The following is a 23,937-nucleotide window of genomic DNA, read 5'->3' as shown; positions in this document are numbered from 1 at the left end:
GCTGTAGTCTGGATGGACGCATTGTCATCGCGACCCAGCTCGACGCCGGCCCGGCGTCCCTTATCCCTGTAGTATTCCAGCATTATCCTTACTCTGTCCGGTTGGTTTCGCGCGGCGGAAAAATGATCATCAGTTGATCATCACCATCCCGCCTTTAAGGGTCAGCATGCCATCGCCACTCACCGTGGTCTGCAAGCCCTTCAATTCGGCCTGGGTGTCTGCCTGGATTTTAACGGTCATGCCTTTGATCGTGACGCCACTATTGTCGATTTTAATGCTGTTGGAGCCCACTTTAAGCTCTATGGACTGCCCGGCTTCTTCGGAAATGCTGCCGGCGTTGACTTTGACGGTCCGGTTCCCTTGGGTGACGGTCAAACTGTCGTTGCCTTTGTCGATTTCCACGGTGTGATTGCCGGTCTTGACCGTCAATTTGTCGTTGCCTTGGTCCAGCGTGATGGTGCGGTGATTGTAGATGTCCACGGTTTGGTCGCCGGCATCTTTTTTCTCAAAGCCGATTTTTTGCACGTCGTTGTTTTCAACAATGCGCGTAAAGTTTTTCTCGGCGTGCATGTAGAGCTCTTCGCTACCTTTCTTGTCTTCGAAGCGAATTTCGTTGAAATTTTCAGCGGCCCCATTTGGCGTGCTGCGGGTTTTAATCCCGCTTTGGGTTTTGTTGGCATCCAAAGCATACGGCGGCATTTGTTGGGCGTTATACACGCGCCCGGTGATGATGGGATTATCCGGATTGCCTTCCAGAAAATCGACGATCACTTCCTGGCCGACGCGCGGAATAAACATCGATCCCCAGTTATTGCCGGCCCAAATCTGCGCAACCCGCACCCAAAATGAGCTATTTTCATTTTTTGTGCCAAGCCGATCCCAGTGAAATTGCACCTTAACCCGGCCATATTGATCGGTCAGGATTTCGTCACCGCTGCCGCCGACGACTATGGCGGTTTGCACACCCTGCACTACCGGCACACGGGTACGCCGCGGCGGACGGTAGGCGTATTCGGTACTGATAACGGAATAGGTACATTGAAACTCGTCCATGCCACCTGCTTCGGCGATACCGTAGTCGTTGTTTTGAATCTGGAATTGGGTGGATACCGTCAGATATTCACGGTTTTGATCGGCACGCGGAAATTCCGACAAGGTGAATTTTTGTCCTACCGCCAGCGTGCGCACATTGCCGAGCGCAACGGTTTGCTCGTGCTCCGCGCGTAGCTCTTCCATGCGCAGGCGCGAGTATCGCTCACCCTCGCTGTCTACTTTGAACTCCCCCGGATAGTCGTAGACGGTTTTGCTGGCTTGAGCATGTTCGCCAGGCAAATCTTTGACTTTGTCCAAAGGCGCGGTTGTCGCCTCGAAATCGAAATCCTTTAAGCGGTAACTACCGGAACGAATTTGCCGTCCAAGCCGCCATTCATAAAAATGCTCCTCGTCGCGCCCGCCCTGGTTTGCGGCAGGGTAGTATTTGACCGTGGCCGGTGTCGCTGCCGCCAACTTGGTAATGTCGTCGCACAACACCAGCGAATGAATGCTGTCGGTATGCGTGAAGTAATAGTAGATACCTTCTTCTTCGAGCAGCCGGCTAATAAAATTGAAGTCGGTCTCCCGATACTGTACGCAAAAATCGCGGGGCTGGTAGGTGGTGGAAAACTTTGTCGTTACGTCGGTATAACCATGCTCGGCGAGGACAGCCTTAACCATGTCCGGTACATTTTTGGTTGCCGGCGCCGGCGATAAAACGCGACAGTTGCTGGCTTGCGTTAGTAACCACACTTTCGGATGCACAATAGCTCGGTAGAAATACAGGTCGCCGAGCATACCAAATTGGTTAATCTGCGTGACAATGCCGTTGAACGGGCGTAGCGCACCGTTATCCAGTTGCAATTTGACGGTAATGCTGGTGCCCAACACCGTTTGCAGATCAATATCGCCGTTCTCGCTCAGCAATTCCAACTCGTACTCGAACAAACTGCTCAATTGTTCTTTACCAGTCATCCGATACAGCACAAAGGTATCCGCACCGGCGGCTGTCACCACCGAAGCGGTGCGAGATTCTTGAGAAAGTGGCATGGTGAAATCCTAACGCTAAAACGATAATTTTGAGATAAAGCCGGCGTCAGCCACCGATCAGTACCGTAGGGTAACCGAGGATAATGGTGCCGCCATGGGCGCACATATCACCCATCCTGGCGGCCGGCATGTTGGCTATCATCACGGTTGCCGACCCTTTTGCGATGGTATCTGGCGGCCCGACGCATGTCGCCATGTCGGTAGCGCGTGCGGCCGGCATTTTGCCTATCATTACCGTGGGCGCACCAGGAGGCAAAATCGGGCCACCGACATGCGGGACCGGTCCCGTAAACATTGGACAAACATGCATGTCAGTTATACGTGCAGCCGGCTGTCCCATCGTAATCTCCTTAAGCGGCCTGCCAAAGTCGGCCGTTACCGCCGTTGGCAATATCAATAGCCTGATCGATAAAAAATTGGTATTTCTCATAAGCCTTTTCCGGCTGAGTCAATACCGCCGCCAACATTACCGCCCCAGCCACGGCTTTGGCAGTCAGATTATCCGCGGGCGGAACCGATGGTGCGTCTTCCGGCGCCATACTGCCATCACTCCAAAACGCGGCCATGGCTGCCCATGCAGCAGGATTTTCGAAGGATGCGCTGTGAGCGGCAGCGTTGGCGGCCCGGCGATTAGGCTCGGTTGGCTTAAATACCCACAACTCTGCGGCATCAAGCGCTTTAACGACTTCAGGGGGCGTTTGCGGACTCACCACACTGCGCGCAGATAGGCAGGCCCACCAGGTCGCTTCGCGCTTGGGTAACGCTCTGGCCATAAAACGCACGGCATCGGGATAAAGTTGCTGTTCGAGCAATTTATTCAAAAAATCAACCGGCGCAGGGTCGGCAAGTAGACCTGCAGTTGCCTGCTGATCCAGTTGAATATCCTGGCAAATCGCCGAGGCTTTAGGTATCGATACTTTAGTTAATGATACTGCGCCAGCCATGTATTCCCCACTTTCCGTTCACCTTTCAAATATAAATCGAGAAACCGTTCAGCTTATTATGCCGTTTCTCTCACTGCACAGACTCATCTTCGTCACTCCATTCTTTTTCATATCCGGCGTTAACCAGATAAGATCTTAGTGTGTTCATGATGTACTCATCATAGGCTTGAAGATCGCGATGAACCGCGGCATCCACTCCTTGCTCAGCATCTTTAATCGACTCGTCGACCATCTGCCAGAAAAACGCCGTCAGCTGTTTGGCCTCGTTGGCGTTTTTTACATATCCTTTGTCAATAATCTCGATGATGCTATTTGCTTGTAGTTTATGAGCATAGTGCATGAGTATTTCTTTTTCCTCAGGATACTTGTAGGCAATCATTTCAAGAACCTTTCCACATGCGGATATACTGCCATTCTATCGGCAATCATCAATAATTTTGCCACTAAGGCGTCGATGGTCATACGCTCGGTAACTGTTAAGGAACCTCTGAAAAACAACCATTTTGAGCGTCAGTTACTGTCAAAGTGAGTCAAAAATTTCAATATTCGACCGTTTTATTATCAAAAAAGTGGCTTTTCCTCGCAAATCAGCCCGTTTTCGGGCTCATTTTCAAATTTCGGACGCAATCAGGCTCCGACGTTCATAAGCGTCACCGCGCAGCACGTTGGCAATCGCCGTCAGGAAGGCCAAACGCGCCGCATTTTTGGCCAAGCCCCGGTACCGATTCTTGGCGTAACCGAAACGAATTTTAATATCCCGGAACACGTGTTCGACCTTGGCGCGGCGACGGGCCAGTTCGCGGGCAGCTTGGCGCAGTAACTGAGCATGCTCGCATTCGTCTTGCGTTAACTTAGCCAATTTGCCCGGACGCATGGCTATCACGCAGACAGGGGTGTTTTCGCTGGGCATCTCAGGACGTTTGCCAGGCCTTGATACCCGGCATCGCCGTGTACAAATTGTTCCTCACCGTGCAGTAACGACGCGGCTTCGGCAATGTCACTGACGTTGCCTGAGGTGACTTTCAAGGTATGCACCAAGCCGGTTTCGCTATCGACACCGATGTGGAATTTGCTGCCGAAAAACCATTGATTGCCTTTCTTGCTCGAATGCATCTCTGGGTCACGCGCTTTGTCTTGGTTTTTGGTCGAGGTCGGCGCGGCAATCAGGCTGGCGTCAACAATGGTGCCGGCTCTTAAAAACAGCCCGCGCTCCCCCAGCGTTTGGTTGATAGCTACGAAGATCTGTTCGCTTAAACCGTGCGCTTCCAATAAATGCCGAAACTGCAAAATGGTGCTTTCATCCGGCACCGCTGCCAGGCGAATACCGCAAAAGCGCCGTAGCGATTCTATTTCGTACAACGCCTCTTCCATGCCCGGATCCGAGTAGTTGTAAACAATCTGTGCCACATGCACATGCAGCATGGCAACCAACGGAAACGGTTTTCGCCCCCGCCCGTTGCCTGGCGCATAATGCGGCGCAATCACTGCCAGCATGACCGCCCATGGCAATAAGCCTTCGAGTTGGTCGAGAAACTTCTCGCGCCGGGTGATTTTGCCTTTGTTGGCGTATTCAGCATCAGCAAAGCTGAGTTGTTGGGGTTCGTTCATGCGCGTCGTCTCTAATGCGATTTCGATGGAGCATTATACCGCTTGCCGCTATGCGGAATTAATCAGAGGTTCCTTAACAAATAGTGCTGACTATCTCGAGTATCTTGCACAAACCTTGACCCAGCCGGCAATTCAAAGCTCGCCAATAACCAGTTAATATCAATCGACTTATCTTTATTCTATTTACGTTTTAATGTGATCCGATCTTTTAAATGATTCCATTCAGCCGAAAATAAAAGCCCCATTTGTTCATGCGGCTCCACCCTGTTTTTACAAGGCGAAAACAAACAATCCTTTTCCCGTATACATTTAATCATAGCTCCTTGACTTTGATCCAAATACAAAGTCGGATGCTGTACGGCAATAATAGGCCGAGCCCGAAACTCCCCCAGCCCCTTAATATATTCCCGCAAATCATTGACTGAATTTAATTGAGTCATCTTTACTTACAGAGATTATCATTGTGAAGTACCCCAGACTTTTTTAAATTGTCAAAATAGGCGAAAGCTCTCGTAGCTCAGAATAGCGTTAACGTATTCGAAGGAATGACTCCTCGAATACGTTTCACTACTCGGACCTTCAGTTCTTAGAACCCCTTAGCCATTACTCCCGATAAGCGGGAATCTTGGATTTTTACGGTTTTCTTGCATGGAGTGATAATGACAAAATAATGACCTGGATAACTAAATATGGACCGCGCAGGCCACAATTACGAAAATACATTCCCCAGAATTGTGTCTTTATATACGCTGCAAGCGTTACCGCTATCTCTATTTACAAATTTAATCCCAATTCCACGTAGCCTTATTGAAATTTAGGAACTTCCCCGTATCCAATTCGACACCGGCGTTAATCCCAGATTTTGTCGCCAAATTCGAGCCAACACCTGGGACAAATTGCTTTAGCTTGGGGTCGTAAACTTGAGTTGCACTGGCGCGTAGGCTTAGGTCTCGACAGCAACACCAGATAATTTCATGTCCAGCCAAGTCCTTAACAATATCCTTGAGTTTCTTCGCTGCGGTAACTCGATAGACTCTGCAATTGGCAGAATCCGGATTTTGAGCCAATGCAGCATCAGTTGGTCCGATATATTCTGCATCATCGGGATACAGCGTCATATTCTGGCAGCTACGATACTCACCTACGATGTTCGTTGGACTACCTTTAAAGGTTCCATTGACAATTTTATAAACATCGCTCGAAAGCATGAGCTTTGCATTCTCAGTATAAAACTTAACGGTTGTTCCTTTTGGCAGATCAAAGTATCCATCCGACACAGTCCAACCACCATGCCCTGTCATAAAATATTTCATTTTCAACTCCCCTATTTTTTATTGAGCAAATAGTTTAATGATCTAAAAGCTTCAATCATTTGTAACAAACCCAGCGACAAGGACTGAGCAACGGATACGCATCCGATGTGTCGGACACTGGAACCTAAAGCAGATTTTTCACACAATATCAACGCGCTCTATTCGACTATAAATTAACAAGCCGTTCCAAATAGCTCACCTGGGTTTGAGCCCCCCGGGTGCTAGATTATTAACCGACACTAATCTCGATTTTGGGTCTAGCGTTACAAGCCTGCCAATTGACCCATCTAATTTTAATGCTGCCTGCTTCCCTACACCCTGAGCCAATACTCGGAATTGCAAATATTTTGCATCCTAACTTACTTTTAACAAATAGTCTTTCAACCACTTACCAAACAAATACGCCGTAAAAAATAGCCCATCTGAATAATTCAAAAATCACTCTTCCGTATTATTAAATACCCCAAAAACAAGCCAAACCATCATCAAATCAATTCTTCATATCAACTTTAAACGCGCATTTAAAATCAATTTTTTATGGCCTATATTTTCTTGTAAAAATTGATTTCACTCCAGACTCTCTAAACAACCTTTTACTCTGTTTTCCGACAGCCCGTATTAATTCACTAGCAGCCACTCTTTAGGCATGAAAATACAATCAAATAACCAACTCGCAACCGAGGATTCGAACCTAATCTAAAAAGCGATATTTAAATTTCAAACAAGTTTTTGCCAATTCGCAACATCAACCGACGACTCAGCCATCACAGTTACTATCCGATGATTCGTCCCCTGACCCACAATAATTACTATGCTAAGCCTGTCTAATTCGGCAATAGATTTACTCCCTCCATTTCCTAGTATCACTTCATAAGCCTTAACAAAACTGGGTAACGGACTTACGAAATGAAACCTGCTATCAGGATACGTAACATGCTTATAGTAGGTCGGCGACGGCGAACTTTTAAGCGCTAACGATACAAGTTGCTGCTCGTCTTCCTCTTTCTGATCCTCCCAAAAAATCTGCGGAGTCATAATAGGCACCTTGACAATCTCCTCGGTGGAAGTGCCATGCCACCCCTTCTTTATAACAACCTCTTCCTTTTCCCCTGTCTTAACTGAACGAGTTACTTTTTTTTGGAAAAACGTAACTCGTGCAGCTCCAGTTTTATGAGCCATCGCCAAAGTCTTAGAACGATGTTTGCCGTCTTTATGACCCGCGAAATAACCTGCCAAAGCGGACGCCACATCCATATTAATACCGCTCACCGCCGCTTCCGCAATGCTCTTACTGACCGCCATGATTTTATCCTCTACTTAAAATTGAACATTCGGAAAACTACAACGAGCCCCTTAAACTTTGTCATCTATGGCCCCGAGTGGAGCATCAGACCAACTTAAGGTGTCAGGAAAACCCATACCCAAACTCGCCATCCTCGACCTTGACATGCACCCGCTCAATCGGCGTGCCTTCCATCATCCGCGTTAAAAACTCCTCGCTAATCTTCGGCAACACGGTATTGGTCAAGATCGCGTCTATCATCCGTCCGCCGCTTTCCAATTCAGTACAACGGCTGGCAATCAGTTTGATGACTTCGTCGTCGTAACTGAACGGGACTTTGTGCGATTCTTCGACGCGCTTTTTGATTCGGCCCAATTGCAACCGGGCGATTGCGCCTATCATTTCGTCGTTGAGAGGGTAGTAAGGAATAACGACTAAACGTCCAAGCAAGGCTGGCGGAAATACTTTTAACAACGGTTCGCGCAAAGCCTTGGCAATGCCTTCCGGCTCCGGCATTAAATCCGGGTCTTTGCACAAATTGGCAATCAGGTCGGTGCCGGCATTGGTGGTCAGCAAGATCAAGGTATTTTTGAAATCTATCACCCGACCTTCGCCGTCTTCCATCCAGCCTTTGTCGAACACCTGGAAGAAAATCTCGTGCACGTCGGGATGAGCTTTTTCGACTTCATCCAGCAATACCACACTGTAAGGCCTGCGGCGCACCGCTTCGGTCAACACCCCGCCTTCACCATAGCCGACGTACCCCGGAGGTGCGCCTTTCAAGGTGGAAACGGTATGCGCTTCCTGGTATTCGCTCATGTTGATGGTGATGACGTTTTGTTCGCCGCCATATAAGGTTTCGGCTAACGCCAACGCGGTTTCGGTCTTACCCACACCGGAAGTACCAGCCAGCATGAATACACCGATGGGCTTGTTCGGATTATCCAGGCCTGCGCGCGAGGTCTGGATGCGCTTGGCGATCATCTCCAGTGCGTGGCGTTGACCGATGATGCGCTGCTCCAGCAAATCCGGCAGCTTCAGTACCGTTTCGATTTCATTTTTGACCATCCGGCCAACCGGAATGCCGGTCCAATCTTGCACAACAGCGCCTACAGCCTGCTGATCGACGGTTGGCAAAATTAGCGGCGACTCGCCTTGTTGTGCGTGGAGTTGAGCCTGCAAGGCTTTCAATTCGGTCAGCCAAGCGTCGCGATCATTGGCTTCGCTACCAGCATCGCCTTCCGCCGGTTCGGCTGTATCGACAGCGTGTCCAGCCGATCTGAGTTTGCCGCGCAATTCCAAAATCTTGCCGACCAATTCCTTCTCGGCATTCCAACGCTCTTCCAAACCAGCCAGCCGCTCCTGTTCGGCAGCCAATTTTTCGTTAGCTACTTGCTCCCGCGCAGCCACTTCGACACCGACGGCTTTTTCCCGGCCGATAATCGCCAACTCAGTTTCCAAGGCTTCTATGCGTTTACGACAGTCGTCCACTTCGGCGGGCACCGCGTGTTGGCTGATGCCGACTCGGGCACAGGCGGTGTCTAATAAGCTGACAGCCTTATCTGGTAATTGCCGGGCCGGGATATAGCGATGGGATAATTTGACGGCCGCTTCCAGCGCTTCATCCAGAATCAACACCTGGTGATGTTTTTCCTGCACCGAGACCACGCCGCGCATCATGCCGATGGCTTTTGCTTCGCTCGGCTCCAGCACTTGCACGACCTGAAAACGTCGGGTCAAGGCCGGGTCTTTTTCGATATGTTTTTTGTATTCCGCCCAGGTAGTGGCCGCGACGGTGCGCAATTGGCCGCGTGCCAGCGCCGGTTTTAATAGATTGGCGGCATCGCCGGTACCTGCCGCGCCGCCCGCACCCACCAAGGTATGGGCTTCATCGATAAACAGAATGATGGGTTTTGGCGAGGCTTGCACTTCTTCGATGACTTGGCGCAGGCGGTTTTCGAATTCGCCTTTCATACTGGCGCCGGCTTGCAACAAGCCGACATCCAAAGTCCGCAAGCTCACATCGCGTAATGACGGCGGCACGTCGCCGGCGACGATCTTCAGCGCAAAGCCTTCGACGACTGCGGTTTTGCCGACACCGGCCTCACCGGTCAGAATCGGATTGTTCTGCCGGCGGCGCATCAGAATATCGATGACCTGCCGAATCTCTTCCTCACGGCCCACGATAGGATCGATTTTGCCGTTACGCGCCTGTTCGGTCAGGTCAACGGTAAATTGTTTCAGCGCCTCCTGTTTACCCATCGCTGCCGGTGCGATAGCACCGCTGGCTTCGCCGGGCGTAGCGCCTACCAGCGAACCATCATTGGCAACCAAGCCGTCTTCCGGTGAACCGGACACAATCTTCGGCAACTCGTCGGAAACCGTATCCGGTTTGAGTTTTTCGAACTCTTTGGAAATTCCCAGCAACTCGTTGCGCAAGGATTTGGTTTTCAACATACCGACCAATAAATGGCCGCTACGCACCTGAGACTCACCGAACAACAATGTGCCGAAGACCCAGCCGCGTTCGACACTATCCTCGATATGCGGCGAAAAATCGGAAATAGCCGTAGAACCGCGCGGCAAGCGGTCCAGCGCGTTAGTCACGTCCTTGGCAATCACCGAGGCATCCAAACCGTAATGCTTCACCAAGCGGTGCAAATCGGAGTCTTGCAGTTGTAGCAGTTGGCTTAACCAATGCACCAACTCGACATAGGGGTTGCCTCTTAGTTTGCAAAACACCGTCGCACCCTCGACGGCTTTGTAACAAACCTTGTTCAATTTCCCAAACAACTTGACTCGGCTAATTTCCGCCATGGTGGTTATTCCTCGCTAAAGTTTAAGTGTGGTTCAGCAGGCAGCATCAGCCTGTATAAACGGATTAAGCGTTAAATCATCGGCATCGCCTGCACCGCGGCGCGGTCCCAACCAAGTACTCCAACCCAATTGCGCATCGCCGTTCATACTATTCGCGCCGGTCGTTTCGGGTTTTCCTAAGGCCAGCTCTTCCGGTACTTCGGCTTTTTCCAAAATCAATTGTGCGTCCCAGACCATTTCGTCGCCGACATAATTGCGGACGATGGCCACCAACTTGGGCAATAACGCCCCGCCCGGCAGCAAGGCCAAATATAGGCTACGGCGCAACGGCCCGATAACGACACGAAACTTATGCTGGCAACCCCAAACGCTAGCGCCGATCACAACAGAGCTCCCCAGAGAACAGGTGTCTGTGCTCCAGCCCAAACGAGTTTGCTCACGGGGTTGAATGTCCATCCATTCGCCAACAAATTCGGCGACGCGGACCGGCACTTTAAAAATATCCGAGACAATGGCCTGTAAACCCCCAGGATGTTTGGTCTGCGCGGCAAAATGCCCGGCATAAAACAATTTGCCTCGGTCGGTCAGTGCGTCCCGGTTCTGAAACGGCGCCCCGGAAATACCCAGCATGGCACCCACGTAAAAACCGAAGCGATCCGTATCCGGCCGGTCGTAATGCACTTCCGGGCGGGCGTTGGCCCAGGCCCGGTAAAACAAACTAATCATGCGATGATGAAAAACATCGGCAAAACGAGCAAAGGTCGGATCGTGATGGTGGCGCTGCCGCTCTCGGGCGTACTCGGTCAAATGCAGCGGCAGCGGGCCGTTGGGACCGAACAAACCCATAAAATTGACGGCCAATCTCGGTTTACCCAAACCCGTCCCGCCCGGCGAATAGTAATCGACAGCGGTAGCAGGAAATTCCAGTTCCGGCTCCTGGGAAAAACGCACCGCATCGTCAGCCGCTTTTACACTGGTCCCGAAACGAGGCTTATCGCTATTCAGACATTCGATTAAACGCACCGCCTCGAAAAAATCGAAGCGCGACGCATCCTTCGTCAATTCACCGATTAAATCGTGTGGCGACATCCCATCCTCGCAGGCCAACGCGCCACTTCACCGCGGTCGCTGGTACGTATCACCGTCTCGACGAAAGAATTGATCGATACATACCGAGCGAAAAACCGCTCCAATACCGTTGCCAGCAGAAAATAGCCGCCACCTTCAAACGCCGACTCGTCCAGCATGACGGTAATTTCCAAGCCGCGCCCAAACACCATCGGCCCCTTTGCATCGATGCGTCTGACCACATTTTTTGAAGCCACGGAAAGCACGCCCTCAACCTGTTTCTTGATGGCCGGTTCGCGCTGGTCGGCATACAGGCCCAACAATTCACGCAATGCCGCCGCACCGCTCTTGGCATCGGTATCCAGCAGCGACAGATAGTTCAGCGACAAATGATTGATCAGGCGCCACACGGTATCCGCCTCATACGCAGCCGGCAGCGGCCGGGTCGGGCCGGCGATACAACGCACCGATTTCACCGGTGCACTAACTTGCAAGGTAAAATCGGTATCACCTTGGCCTACCGGCATCACCAGCGGCAAATCACGATTGGTACATAAGGTATCCAGCCCCAATTGCGCCAACTTGCCGGAATACGGCGCCTGGGCCGCATCGACCAAGGACACAAAAACTTCGCTGCCGATATAACTGGAACGCACTCCCTTGCGACGTTGATTTGAAGACAGCACGCGATTCACTCGCCGTAAGCTGAAAAACGCAGTTTCCCCGGCGTGCTGGTAGGACGCTTTAGAACCGTAAAAAGGCAGAAAGGCCTGTTCGCTCTCCTGATCGGCACCGAAACCGGTGGCTTCATTGACGCTATGCACTTCATAATCCATCGGCCTACTGCGATCCACCACGATGTGATATTCAGACTGACGCTGGTCGATATGGATCCGGTCGGCACGTTTAGGGAACAAATTGATAGCCGGCACGCAGAACAAGGCCAAATTGTTCTGATCCAACACATTAATCAGTTGCGGTTCGCTGCGGTCGAATAGCACGAACAACTCAATCTGTTCACTGTCACAGTTACTTGCTAGCTCTCCCAGTCCACCGAGTTCGACAAACAGGTAACGGTCCGGGAATGCGAAATATTCCTGCAATATTCGATAACCGTCGAACGAGCGCGGCGTCTGTCTGAGTAAAGCCTCGTCCGGTTCGAAGCCCAGACCGCGTACCCCGCCAGCAGACAGCGTGCGAATTTCCGTCGAGACCCCGTTATGGAAACTGCCGACAATGCCGCTTACATTTGCCAACAGTTGTTCGTACAAGCGATACGGGATATTGCCGACACCGCGCAGAAACAACGGCAGCCGGTCCAGGGCAATTTCGTTGAACTTTAAACCGCCCACACTATTCAAGACGATACGTAAGGCCGCTTTGACCGGTCCGCGAAAATGTTTGGCCGTCAAGCCGCGACTGGACACGGCAGCCAGACTCGGTAGATATTCAATTTGGCCTATCTGCAACGGTAACAGTTGCAAGTCTTGCGCAGTACGGTACTCGCAGGCCGTTTGTTCGCCTCTGGCGATCTGGCTGCGCAACACCGTATCCTTGGCTATCGTGATCCCGTCTGCCAGAGCCGCTTCGGCAAAATCGGGTTTCATCTCCACCACCGTCATCGATGGCGTAGCCGACAAATAGTGCGGATAGATAATCTGCAATAATTGCTGGGTAAAGTTGGGAAACTCGGAATCGACCTTCAATTGCACCCGAGCCGCCATAAAGGCGAAGCCTTCGAACAGGCGTTCTACGTAGGGGTCGGAACATTCGAAAGTATCCAAGCCCAAGCGATTGGCTATTTTCGGAAACTCTGCGGCAAACTCCGCGCCTACTTCACGGACGTATTGCAACTCGCGGTTATAGTATTTAAGCAGCCGGGGATCCATGGTTAACCGTCCAGTTCCTTGACGCTGATTTCGCCGGTTTCCAGATCCAGATCGCTGCGAATGTATAAATGTATCGGCAACGGCTGCGCCCACAAATCGCCTTCGATACGAAACGACAACGCCTTGTGATTCATTTGATCATCGGCTTTTGCCAATTCTACCGACAGCGAGTCCGCCAAGATTCTCGGCTCGAAATCGTTAATTGCCTGCCGGACTTTACGTTCGATCTTTTTAACGTCGATCCCGGTCAGCGAAACGCCGGACAAGACCGGTGTCCCGTAATTCAATACGGAACGAGCCACAAACGGATAGTCGGTCAAATTGACCATGCTCTCGAACGCTGCGGTATTCAGCAGCCAGCTTAAATCGCGCAATACGCTCTGCCGCAACTGGCGCAGAGACATGACACGTTGCTCGCGGGTTTCCGCGCGTTTGTCGGGAGCTTCGTCGGTCAACCGATCCAGCAAGGACGGTTGGAGACGTTCCGCGTGCAGTAAATCGGCCATTATTCCAGCCCTGCCGGCGCATTGAATTCAATAGTACGGACATCTAACAGCGCGTAATCGTCGACGTCGGTAGCCAATAGGCGCTGTCCCTTGCCATGCATTAAACCGTCTGCGACTTCATTCCATTCGGTTAAACGGGACAGGCGGATGCGAGCGTCCGAGTCGGCTTCCGAACCCGGATAACGGCAAGGTATCAAGCCACTGGCTTCGCCGCCATTGATCCAGGTAAATTGCGCCGGTATCCATACCAAATCGCGTAAATCGGTGGGTTTTTCCAGCTGTATCTTGCTGATCTGCATAAACGGCACCCAGTAGTAGCGACCATTGACGACGGCCTCCAACACCGGTCCCAAACGGCTATCAGCGTCTGCTAACCATTCAAACGGTGTACCGTCCAACGCTCCAGCGGTAGCCGGCGCCTGCTGTAAGGCCTCAGTTCGTAATGCCACGGCCTGCTGAAAATCGCCGCTGTTTTCCCGTATTAGCGCTTCTAACAGTAAAGCCAACCATGCTGGCGGCTCGCCAAAAATCAGCGGCGTTTTGCGTGCGGCAAACACGTCCTTACGTAATGCTTCACAGAGTAAAACTTGTTCGTAGGTACTAACCATCAACAAGGTGGAGGCATCCAAGTCGCGCAACACATTAAGTTGATTTAGCGCCTTATCCCACAGGCCCTGCACGCAATACAGCTGAAACAGCAGGATCCGCGATTTAGGATCGGCCGGATTTTTCCTGATGTACTGCTGGGTTTGCTGCAATGCCGCATCCAGCTCGCCTTCGGCGATAAGACGTGAAACGTCCTGCATACGATTCTCCGATGAGTGCAAAAATAACCCCAGTGGTGTTGGTTCCACCGGGGTCGGCGATTACACGGTTTCGTTTTTCATCAAGTTCCAACCTTTGAATGCGCCGGCGGCTGGTGCTTCGCCTTCGCCGAAAGTGTTGTACTTCATTTTAACTTCGTTGAAGTTGATGGATATGCTCTCGTGAGGGCGGTCACCGCCGCTGGATTGGCTGTAGCCGCTGATGATAGCGTCGGCCAGTTCGATTTCCAGATACACTTGACCCTTGGCATCCGCGCCGCCGGTTTGGATGAAATGGAATGTTGCTGTACCCAAGCTTTTGCCGCAGATGGACTGCATCCACAGGTCGACGGACGCGATGTCCATGCTTTTAGTCAGGGTGACTTCGGAAAACGAAGGATTGCTGGTATCGCGGTCTTTGCCGACGCCGCTGGTCGAAATGGCACGACCTACGCCCATTTGCAAACTGTCTACGGTAATCCAGTCCGTATGGCTGGCTACGGTGCTATCGCCTTTAATTTCGGTCGCGAATTTTAATAAGATCATAGTGCTCTCCTTTCGAAGTTAGTGATAAAAATACAAACGGGCATCCACCCACAGATTTACAGCTCCGGCAAGCCGGGATATAAAACGACTAACCGCCACTGCCGGGAATTTCGTATTGCTGCCCCGGCAAATAGCGTACTTCCTAGCCTTATTCAACGAATAGGACTTAACCTTTTTGCGACGGTAATTTAGATGTCAGTCGCAAGGAAACCGTCAACCCTTCCAACTGATAGTGCGGTCTAAGGAAAAACTTAGATTGATAATATCCAGGATTACCCTCGACTTCCTCGACCACCACTTCCGCACCGGCCAATGGCCGACGCGCTTTGTCTTTTTCGGTGGCCACTGCTGGATTGGTCAACACGTATTGGCTGATCCAGGTGTTCAACCACGCCTGCATGTCTTGGCGCTCCTTGAACGAGCCGATTTTGTCTCGAACGATGCATTTCAGATAGTGCGCAAACCGGCAGGTGGCAAACAAATACGGCAGGCGCGCAGCCAAGTTGGCGTTGGCGGTGGCATCCGGATCGGTGTATTCAGCCGGTTTTTGCAGCGATTGCGCACCGATGAATGCGGCGAAATCGGTATTTTTTTTGTGCAACAAGGGCATGAAACCGCTTTTGGCCAATTCCGCTTCACGGCGGTCGGTAATGGCGATCTCGGTCGGGCACTTCATGTCGACGCCGCCTTCGTCGGTCGGAAACGAATGCACCGGTAATCCTTCCACTGCGCCACCGGATTCAATACCGCGAATCTGCGAACACCAGCCGTAATATTTGAACGAGCGATTGATGTTGACTGCCATCGCGTAAGCAGCGTTAGACCACGTATATTTACTGCTATCGGCGCCCGAGGTATCTTCCTCGAAATCAAACTCTTCGACCGGATCGGTTTTCGAGCCATAAGGTAAACGGCTCAGGAAACGCGGCATAGCCAAACCGAGGTAACGGGAATCTTCGGACTCGCGCAACGAGCGCCAAGCCGCGTATTCCGGCGTTTGAAAAATTTTGGTCAAATCACGCGGATTGGCCAATTCGGACCAACTTTCCATTTGCAGCACCGATGGCGCCACACCGGAAATGAACGGGGTATGCGCGGAGGCACTGATTTTTGCCATCTCGCCCAACAATTCCACATCTTGCGGACTGTGATCGAAATGGTAGTCGCCGACCAAGCAACCGAAGGGTTCGCCGCCAAACGTGCCGTATTCTTCTTCGTACAGTTTTTTGAACAGCGGGCTTTGGTCCCAGGCGGTACCTTTGAACTTTTTCAGGGTTTTACCCAACTCGTTTTTGGTGATATTCAACACCCGAATTTTCAACATTTCGTCGGTTTCGGTGTTGTTGACCAAGTAATGCAAGCCGCGCCAGGCGCCTTCCAGTTTTTGAAAATCGGGATGGTGTATGACGAGATTTAATTGTTCGGTGATTTTCTGATCCAGGCTGGCGATAATCGACTGGATCGTTTTTATGGCATCGTCGGATACTTTGGAAACATCCTGCAACGCATATTGCGCCAACGTTGTTACTGCGGTATTGACCTGATTGGCTGCCTCGGTGCCTGGTTTGAACTCCTTGGACAATAATGCGGAAAAATCGTCCAACTCCAGGGTTTGGGTTGCGCCTTGTCCGCCTTGGGTTTCTAATTCGGCCATGGCTTACTCCCCTTTTCCTTCAGCGGCATCACCAGTTGCTTCCGCCGGTTTCGCTGACGCCGCCAAGGTTTGTAGCAACGCGGGGTCGTTAACTAACTTCGCGATTAATTCCTCCGCGCCGGTTTTACCGTCCATATAGGTAATCAAGTTGGACAACTGGGTTCTGGCTTCCAAGACTTTATCCAAGCCCGCCACTTTTTTGGCAACCGCTGCTGGAGAAAAGTCATCCATACTTTCAAAGGTGATATCGACATTCAAATTACCTTCGCCGGTCAAGGTATTGGGAACTTGGAATGCGACCCGTGGTTTCATCGATTTCAATCGATCATTGAAATTATCGACATCGATTTCCAACAATTTGCGATCCGCCACTGGTGCTAAAGGTTCGGCTGGTTTACCCGACAAATCTGACATGACGCCCATCACGAACGGCAACTGCACCTTTTTTTCGGAACCGTAGAGTTCAACATCGTATTCAATCTGTACCCGGGGTGCCCGGTTTCGTTGTATAAACTTCTGACTACTTTCAGCCATTGTATTCTCCGCTTGACATTAAGAAGGACTACCAAAAATCAGTTTCTAACTTGGGTCGGGACCCTTTATCGCACTTATTTGGGAAAGCGCATCCGGCATTAAGTTTTGGACGATTTCCAAGAAATCTGCAGTTGCCAGATGCTTGGCCCGACGCAACAAAATGGGCACGGGGCTAGACGGCTCGTAGTCCGCATAATATTTACAAAGCGCATCCAACGTTCTCACCACATCTTGGCGCGACTCAATGGCGCCGCTCACCGCTTTGGATTTAACGGGCTTTACCTCATCACCCGCCTCAGTGCTGCCGCCATCGTCGCTTGCCTCAGTCTCGGCGTCGTTGGACAACCGCGACCCCGCGTAATGATCGAAATCATCCCTGACTTCCTTCAGTAAAGCTTTCAACGGCGTCAATACCGCGCCTTGACTGGCTCCGACTTTTTCGTTGACGAAAGCATCGATCCGCTCGACGATCTTGATACTGTCGACCAATGCCTGATAATTATCAGCTAACGCCGCGTCATCCATATCCAGAAAAGCCGCGTTGATAGCGCCGTTGTCTGGCTTTGTCATGCCCTTGGGCACTTCCAGCCGGTCGGTTGCGTACTGAATGTCACGCAAACAAAACCTGCCGATGGCTTTCGACTCGACCAGCACCGCCAAACTTAGAGGCCTGATTATCAGGTCGAAGCTGGCAAGCTCTTCCAAAATATTGATTCGCGACGTCGGATCCATGCCGTCGTCGGGATCGAGTTGAGGGTGTATGGAATCCCAATAACGGGTCAAGGACTCTTCCAGAAAGCTCAGTCCATCGCGAAAACCTCTCCAACCTTCAACATTGATCAGTGTCCGGATCAAGTACAAAATGACTTGCAAATCCTTGGAACGCTGCAATAACGCCAAAGCCTCCTTGTAGACCTCGCGCCAGTTAGGCGGCAACGCCTTCTCGCCAGAAAACTGATTTTCCGGGGTCCCTAAGATATTGGTGTCCAATGCCACCCTGGCATTGTCATACTCAAGGTTATCACCACAAGGCTGCTCCGCCGAAACAGGTTCTAGTAATCCGGACAAATCCGCCATTTTTAAGCCTCTATGGTAATCCAATTGTTAACATCAACCGATTGAAAAACGGTAACGAAACCTTGTGCCTTGCGCCCCGTTTCTTACAATCGACCCAATTCTATAGTGCCCCGGACTTGTTACGCCTGTATTAAGCCCAAAACCAATTCGCATTAGTCTAGTCGGTTTTTCATGTCACGCTTTAAACTAAAAAACCCTAAATGTCGCGGAATCTTATACCTATCAAGTTGCATTTGCTCATCAATAGATAAGGCATCGGGATCATTTAACATGCCAACTCATGAACCCTACGCCTACAAAACCGTAAGACATTGATATAACATAATTAAAAATTCAAACGGCGTGCTAAATCACAACATGCACACACCATTGCAGCGCCAAGTCGGCACGATATTTCGTAACGGATACGATATTCGGTACTTGCGGTGCCTGGCTACCGCGAGGGGAAATACCGTTTTCCATTGAAAAAATCCGTCCATTGTTTCGTGGCGCAAAAGCATCTCGCGTTCTAGCGTCGCCGAATGCTCACATCGGCTGCTTCACATCTTGGGTCTATCTATACTAAGCGCACGTTGACAGCCATTCCCCAAAGACACTACCAACCACAACCATCCATCTGATGGATCTACGCGCTTTTAAGATTGTTGAAGCGTATTTCTTCCAAAAGATACCGAGACCCAAGAATCCGGACGTAAGGGCAGCATCCTGATTTCGGCTTAACCACTAAATTCGGCGACTAATACGGTAATATTATCTCGACCGCTTCTGCTCAAAGCTTGGTTAATCAGGGCTTCGGCGGCCGACTGGCAACTGCCTGAGCCCATCAATTCCGCAATTTCGGCTTCCGATAATTCTTTATCCAAGCCGTCGCTACAGAGCAGATAACGATCACCGCCGGCAGCCTGAAAGCGCAGCACATCCAACGCCAGCGTCAATTGCCCACCCACCGCGCGGGTAATCACATTCGCTCCCACTTGCTGGGCCGCGACTTCCCGGGTCATCACACCAGAATCCATCAATTCGTCGATCAAGGTATGGTCGCGGGTAATCTGCGTAAACTCGCCTTGGCGTAATTGGTATAAGCGGCTATCACCCGCCCAAATGGCCGCGCACTGGTCACCCTTGGCCAGCAAGGCGACTACCGTGGTTCCGACAATACTGCCTTGCTGAATGCCCGAAGCAAAACGGCATAAATCGTCGTTAATCTTATGTAATTTGCGGGAAACGGCTTCGACCTGATTATCCAGGTTTTCGGTAAATTCCAACGTCGATAAAGAATCCACCACCAAGCGGCTGGCAACATCGCCGGATTGATGCCCCCCCATGCCATCAGCAACCACCCACAGCCCCAGTGACGGGCAATCGAGCAAAGCATCCTCATTGTGCTTACGCTTATTGCCGACCACCGTAACCCCGTAGGAAGCCCACTTTGTCGAGTTCGGAAGCGTTATGTCCTGGCTCGCCGTTGCGCCTACCGCAGAGGCGCTCGGCTCTCTCTCGATTTTTTTGACGCTTTGGTCTTGGCGATAGCTCTGCACATGCCAAGATCTGCCAGCCTGCGGCATACCCTGCAAAAAACTCGCGTAAGCATCGATAGGTGGCAAGCCTTCGCAAATCAGCAGATTGGGGCGATTCGACTGACCGCCTTCACTTGCCCAAATACTGTAACCCGGCATAAAGCGATCCAACAAACGCTGACTCAAGTGCGGAAACACTACATCCGTCTGATCCAGCCCCTCCAAATCGAAACGAAATGCGAGCTTGCCGTTAGATACCCCTAATCCGCCGCTAGAATCAGCTTGAAAATACTGCGGTGTCAGGCTGTCAGCCGAACCGATTTCCATCAGCCCCTTATCAAACCGGTCCAGATCACAGGAGTCATTCAACACTGATAGCGCAGCGTCTTCCAATTGTGCAAACCATGCCGATTCCGGCGAAAACAATGACAACAAAGACTCCTCACTGACGGCTTGCGCCAACGTCAACGGATAATAGCGACCGACCCTATCCACACTGGGCATCATGACTCCGGCCCAGGCACTAGCACCGCACACGCCAGGTCTCAAAGCAAAGCGCCAAAGCGGGCTAACCAAAAACAAGGATAACCAACTCTCTCCTAATGTTTCCTGACTGGAACGCATCGACGCCTGTAACCACTGGTCCCATGGCTCGATAAAGTGCCTGGGCAGCCGCCGACTGACAAAATCGCCAAGGCCCGGCACTTTTCCGAAAAAGCCGACGCTCAACCCATCCATAGAACTCATAGTGACTCCGGACAACGAAAGCTTTGATATTCGCTGATGCCAAATGGATTATTGACACTGGCCGCGCGTAACTCAAATTTCGCGGTATAGCCTTCCAGTTGTACGGTCAAATTAAAGCGGTCGGGCAGGCCAGTGGGTTGGATGTTGAATTCGTCGAACATCCTGAACAATGCCCAGGCCCCTTCCTTAGATTTGCTGACTTGTTTGCCGTCCAAACCTTCGAACACCACTCTGACCCCGGCACTATTATTGGTGCCGGGCCACTGAAACTTAGTGAGTTGCTCAGGGCCATGGCGATAAACCAACTCCTGGCCTTCGACATTTAACCTGAAGGTGCTGACTTTGTCGTCCAAGGCCAAGGGTTTTAACTCGAATTGCACTTGCGGCACCGCGCCGCCGCCGGGAAAAAATGCGTCACGAATTTTCGATGCAATCTGAAACTGGCGAATACTGGCTGCCGATAAGCCTAAAGCCTTATCCGAACTAAGCTCCTGCCACTGCACCGCTGCAGTATCAACAAATGCCTTGAGGTTAGCGTTAAAAAACTGATCGACAATCCCGTTAGCGGCAAAAACTTTGCCGAAATCAGCCATCAACACGTCCTGCTGAGTATTTTTTGCAAACGGATAACGGCCGGCCAAAGCGCTTTTACACGGCATCGTCACCGCGGTTTTCAACATTTCGTTGAGTTGCCCTTTCGCGCCGGTTTTGATTTGTTGCCCGCCCGTGCTAGTCAACGCATTCAGCGAGGCTGCAACCGGACCGGGCAAACGGGCAAATTCCATTTTGGCTGCTTGCAGAGGGTCAACACCGCCGCCGGCAAATCGCGCCGCTTCGGTAGACAAGGCTTGACCGCCACTATTGGGTGCCGACCCAATCTGCATCAGATAATCGTGCAGATTTTTGATACTCGCCATCGTCGCATTGATCGGAGCAGGCCTGTCGGCAGCGCCCCGTACTTGCATATTGTAAGGTTCGAAGTAAGTTTCCAATGCCTTGACCGGATCGACGCCACCGTCGCTTTGTTTAGCCATCGCCAGCAGTTTTTGGGTAGCGGCCTCTGGAACCGCCAAGGCTCCGCCGGTGGATTTTGCCAACGCATCGGCCAATTCGGACGAGAGCTTGCTTAACGCGGTATTTTTTTCGACCAACTCCAACAAAAGCTTCAATGGCGAATCGGGGCGCGACAGCAGATCCAGCGTATCTACCAGCTGATTATTGCTGGGCTGCGGGCGGAACTTAACCGCCGTCAGCACGCTATCCCAGGTCTTTTGGTAATCTCCCAAATACAGGCGTTTGAAATCGCTATATAAACGATCAATTTCGACAGGCGTACTTGCGCCGTTTACGCCGAGCACCCAATTTTGTTCGCTGGCTTCCTTGACGTAAACCATGCCTTTTTTTAGAAACAGCTCCGTATATCCGTAACTGCTAAACAAACCGGGTACCACCAACGTATCCAATTCCTTGCCGTTCGCGGTAAACACTCGGCCGCCGTTCGGCACCAATTGTCCGGCGACCGAAATGTCGTGACTGCGATCAAACAGCGCCTCACTTTTAAAACGGCTATAAAGTTGATTGACCAGAGGAATTTGCGTCAATTTATTACGCACTGCGTCGACAAAGCTGTTGTCGATAGCAGCCGGATCCAAATTCAAAGCCAACAAATTATCCAGATGTAACTGTAATTTGGCTTGGGTCTCCGGGTCGGTGGCAAACATTTGCTCCCAATCCAATTTCACCCAAGGCTGGGCAACCTTGGCGTCCATCCGTTGCGGCTCGCCGAACATCAGATAAACACGCAATAATTGGTAAAGTACATCCAGATTTTTGCCTTCATCGCTTTGCATACGCTCTTTCAAGCGCAGCGTAATCAAGGCCTGAAAATTTTCACGAAGCAAGCGCTGATAGGCAATATCGATGGCTGAATCGATTTTGTCGCCTTGGTATAAACCAAAACCACTGCTCCAGCCGGTTTGTGTATACACGTCTTTGGCGGCTTGTAAGGCATTAAGCTTGGGCAACAAGGCCAAAAAACCGGAACGCGAATCGGTGGGAACAAGATTACTGGCTCGGTAAATTTCTACCTGTTTTTCGACATCGGCAATCGCCGACTTATTCGTGGCAAAACTGACCATCCACACCACTACCGCTATCGCCACCAGCGCAAAGGTGGCGGCGAAACCGGCGAGGTTCATCAAACGAAAACGCCGCTCTACCTTTGGATCCACGCCAACCAATTCGGCTTCGGGAAACACGACTTGCTTCAGAAGCTTAGTCAGAAAATAGCTTTTACCGCGCCCGCTCATTAACGGTGTTGCTTGCCTTTCCAATCTAAAGCTTGAGGCCAACGCCGCCATCACTCTATCTATCGGCGTACCCTCTTGGGTGCCGCTACTGAAATAAACGCCGCGTAACAGGAAAGGCTCTTCGTAGCGATTGGTGGCAAATGCGGCATCCAAAAATCCGGTTGCCACCGATTTGAACAGCATCATTTGTTGCGGAAAATCGAAAATAGCCGTACGCCGCTGCACATCGCGCTCTTCCTGGATACGCTTCAAACGGCGTTGTACCAACCTCTCGGTCAATTCGTCATAGGCCTTTTCAAATTGCACCAAGTGAGCGGCCAGATCTTCTTTATCGTTGTCGGCACGAATAAACGTCTCACCCCACACCTGGCTTCGCTCGTCTTCGGTTAAATTGGCAAAAAAATCGCTAAATCCCGCTACGAGGTCCACTTTCGTGAACAGCACGTAGACTGGCAATTGCACACCCAATTGCGCATTAAGTTCCGTAATCCGCCGCCTGATTGCTGCGGCATGCTGGCGTAACTCTTCCTCTGTCTGCTGAATTAAATCGCTGACGCTCACCGCCACAAATACCCCGTTCAGAGGGCGGCGTGGTCGATATTTTTTTAACAACTGCAAGAAACCATGCCAGGCGGTAGCATCCACTTCTTGATGGCTATCTTGGGTGGTATAGCGACCGGCAGTATCCAATAACACCGCTTCGTCGGCGAACCACCAATCACAATCTCGCGTGCCGCTGACGCCTTTTACCGAATGCTTGCCCAAGCGTTCGGCCAATGGGAAATGTAATCCGGAATTGATTAATGCTGTGGTTTTGCCGGAGCCTGGCGCACCGATAATGGCGTACCAAGGTAATTCGTAAAGATACTGCTTCCGACCGTGTTGTTTAGCACTGGTAGTTTTCAGTAAAGCCAAAGCCTCATCGAAACCGCGATTCAATACATCCAACTCGGCTGCGGAGGCCGTTTGCGCATCGTTTGCATCGGCGCCGCCAGCCAAATCGGCCATCAAACGCTGCTCGCGCTTACGCGATAGTAGCCACGCGACCAAGCGGTAAAGCAACCAACATCCGACTATGACGCTTATCGTTATAATCCGGCTTAAATCGGTTTCCAACGGCACACTGCCGGCAATTGCGATTAAAGGCCCGATAAACCAAATCAGTACCGACAAAATCACGATACCGATCAGTTCAAGTACCCACTTTGTTTTAAAAAAACTGATTATCCGTTCCACGCGGT

19 protein-coding genes are annotated in these 23,937 nt (G+C 51.1%); all 19 read right to left on the bottom strand.

Annotated elements, in window-relative coordinates; all coding sequences use genetic code 11:
* Positions 1–129: 129 nt before the first annotated feature.
* Positions 130–2,082, bottom strand: a complete 1,953-nt coding sequence (locus ACH5Y9_RS22815) for a type VI secretion system Vgr family protein (RefSeq protein ID WP_445367694.1) — start codon at positions 2,080–2,082, stop codon at positions 130–132.
* Between the two features lie 46 nt (positions 2,083–2,128).
* Positions 2,129–2,377, bottom strand: coding sequence for a PAAR domain-containing protein (locus ACH5Y9_RS22810; RefSeq protein WP_445367693.1), 249 nt, complete (start codon positions 2,375–2,377; stop codon positions 2,129–2,131).
* A gap of 55 nt (positions 2,378–2,432) precedes the next feature.
* The gene (locus ACH5Y9_RS22805) at positions 2,433–3,026 is read right to left on the bottom strand and encodes a DUF6931 family protein (RefSeq protein ID WP_033159211.1); all 594 of its coding nucleotides are present in this window, start codon (positions 3,024–3,026) and stop codon (positions 2,433–2,435) included.
* Between the two features lie 70 nt (positions 3,027–3,096).
* The gene (locus ACH5Y9_RS22800) at positions 3,097–3,405 is read right to left on the bottom strand and encodes a hypothetical protein (protein ID WP_415879297.1); all 309 of its coding nucleotides are present in this window, start codon (positions 3,403–3,405) and stop codon (positions 3,097–3,099) included.
* A 231-nt stretch (positions 3,406–3,636) separates the two neighbouring features.
* Positions 3,637–4,634 (bottom strand): IS5 family transposase gene (locus ACH5Y9_RS22795; RefSeq protein ID WP_445367692.1). Its coding sequence is split into 2 segments (ribosomal slippage): positions 3,637–3,950 and positions 3,950–4,634, totalling 999 coding nucleotides; the frame shifts between segments, so codons are not numbered across the junction.
* A 179-nt stretch (positions 4,635–4,813) separates the two neighbouring features.
* Complete coding sequence (locus ACH5Y9_RS22790; protein ID WP_445367691.1) at positions 4,814–5,074, bottom strand: hypothetical protein; 261 nt, start codon at positions 5,072–5,074, stop codon at positions 4,814–4,816.
* 342 nt (positions 5,075–5,416) lie between these two features.
* Positions 5,417–5,947, bottom strand: a complete 531-nt coding sequence (locus tag ACH5Y9_RS22785; RefSeq protein ID WP_205451566.1) for a putative adhesin — start codon at positions 5,945–5,947, stop codon at positions 5,417–5,419.
* Positions 5,948–6,664: 717 nt separating this feature from the next.
* The gene (locus tag ACH5Y9_RS22780; protein ID WP_205451567.1) at positions 6,665–7,249 is read right to left on the bottom strand and encodes a hypothetical protein; all 585 of its coding nucleotides are present in this window, start codon (positions 7,247–7,249) and stop codon (positions 6,665–6,667) included.
* A gap of 103 nt (positions 7,250–7,352) precedes the next feature.
* Positions 7,353–10,046, bottom strand: coding sequence for a type VI secretion system ATPase TssH (gene tssH / locus ACH5Y9_RS22775; RefSeq protein WP_445367690.1), 2,694 nt, complete (start codon positions 10,044–10,046; stop codon positions 7,353–7,355).
* Between the two features lie 33 nt (positions 10,047–10,079).
* Positions 10,080–11,135 carry a type VI secretion system baseplate subunit TssG gene (gene tssG / locus ACH5Y9_RS22770; RefSeq protein ID WP_445367689.1) on the bottom strand — a complete coding sequence of 352 codons (1,056 nt, stop codon included), beginning with the start codon at positions 11,133–11,135 and terminating at the stop codon, positions 10,080–10,082.
* Positions 11,117–13,003: a type VI secretion system baseplate subunit TssF gene (tssF, locus tag ACH5Y9_RS22765; RefSeq protein WP_445367688.1), complete on the bottom strand. Its 1,887-nt coding sequence runs from the start codon at positions 13,001–13,003 to the stop codon at positions 11,117–11,119. Before tssF ends, tssG begins: the two co-directional genes overlap by 19 nt.
* 2 nt (positions 13,004–13,005) lie before the next feature.
* Positions 13,006–13,509 (bottom strand): type VI secretion system baseplate subunit TssE, encoded by a 504-nt coding sequence (gene tssE, locus ACH5Y9_RS22760; protein WP_033159218.1) that lies wholly within the window; start codon positions 13,507–13,509, stop codon positions 13,006–13,008.
* Positions 13,509–14,315, bottom strand: coding sequence for a type VI secretion system accessory protein TagJ (locus tag ACH5Y9_RS22755; RefSeq protein ID WP_445367687.1), 807 nt, complete (start codon positions 14,313–14,315; stop codon positions 13,509–13,511). Before ACH5Y9_RS22755 ends, tssE begins: the two co-directional genes overlap by 1 nt.
* Positions 14,316–14,375: 60 nt before the next feature.
* On the bottom strand, positions 14,376–14,858 hold the full coding sequence (locus ACH5Y9_RS22750) for an Hcp family type VI secretion system effector (protein ID WP_033159220.1): 483 nt from the start codon (positions 14,856–14,858) through the stop codon (positions 14,376–14,378).
* Positions 14,859–15,024: 166 nt separating this feature from the next.
* Positions 15,025–16,512, bottom strand: coding sequence for a type VI secretion system contractile sheath large subunit (tssC, locus tag ACH5Y9_RS22745; RefSeq protein ID WP_026603012.1), 1,488 nt, complete (start codon positions 16,510–16,512; stop codon positions 15,025–15,027).
* Positions 16,513–16,515: 3 nt separating this feature from the next.
* Positions 16,516–17,046: a type VI secretion system contractile sheath small subunit gene (gene tssB, locus ACH5Y9_RS22740; RefSeq protein WP_445367686.1), complete on the bottom strand. Its 531-nt coding sequence runs from the start codon at positions 17,044–17,046 to the stop codon at positions 16,516–16,518.
* Between the two features lie 45 nt (positions 17,047–17,091).
* The gene (tssA, locus tag ACH5Y9_RS22735; protein ID WP_445367685.1) at positions 17,092–18,123 is read right to left on the bottom strand and encodes a type VI secretion system protein TssA; all 1,032 of its coding nucleotides are present in this window, start codon (positions 18,121–18,123) and stop codon (positions 17,092–17,094) included.
* Positions 18,124–18,839: 716 nt separating this feature from the next.
* Positions 18,840–20,387, bottom strand: a complete 1,548-nt coding sequence (gene tagF / locus ACH5Y9_RS22730) for a type VI secretion system-associated protein TagF (RefSeq protein ID WP_445367684.1) — start codon at positions 20,385–20,387, stop codon at positions 18,840–18,842.
* Positions 20,384–23,932 (bottom strand): type VI secretion system membrane subunit TssM, encoded by a 3,549-nt coding sequence (tssM, locus tag ACH5Y9_RS22725; protein ID WP_445367683.1) that lies wholly within the window; start codon positions 23,930–23,932, stop codon positions 20,384–20,386. Before tssM ends, tagF begins: the two co-directional genes overlap by 4 nt.
* Positions 23,933–23,937 lie beyond the last annotated feature (5 nt).

It is taken from the genome of Methylomonas sp. BW4-1 (assembly GCF_052474385.1).
The sequence above is the reverse complement of the archived record's forward strand: the minus strand, read 5'-3'. Positions and strand labels throughout refer to the sequence as shown.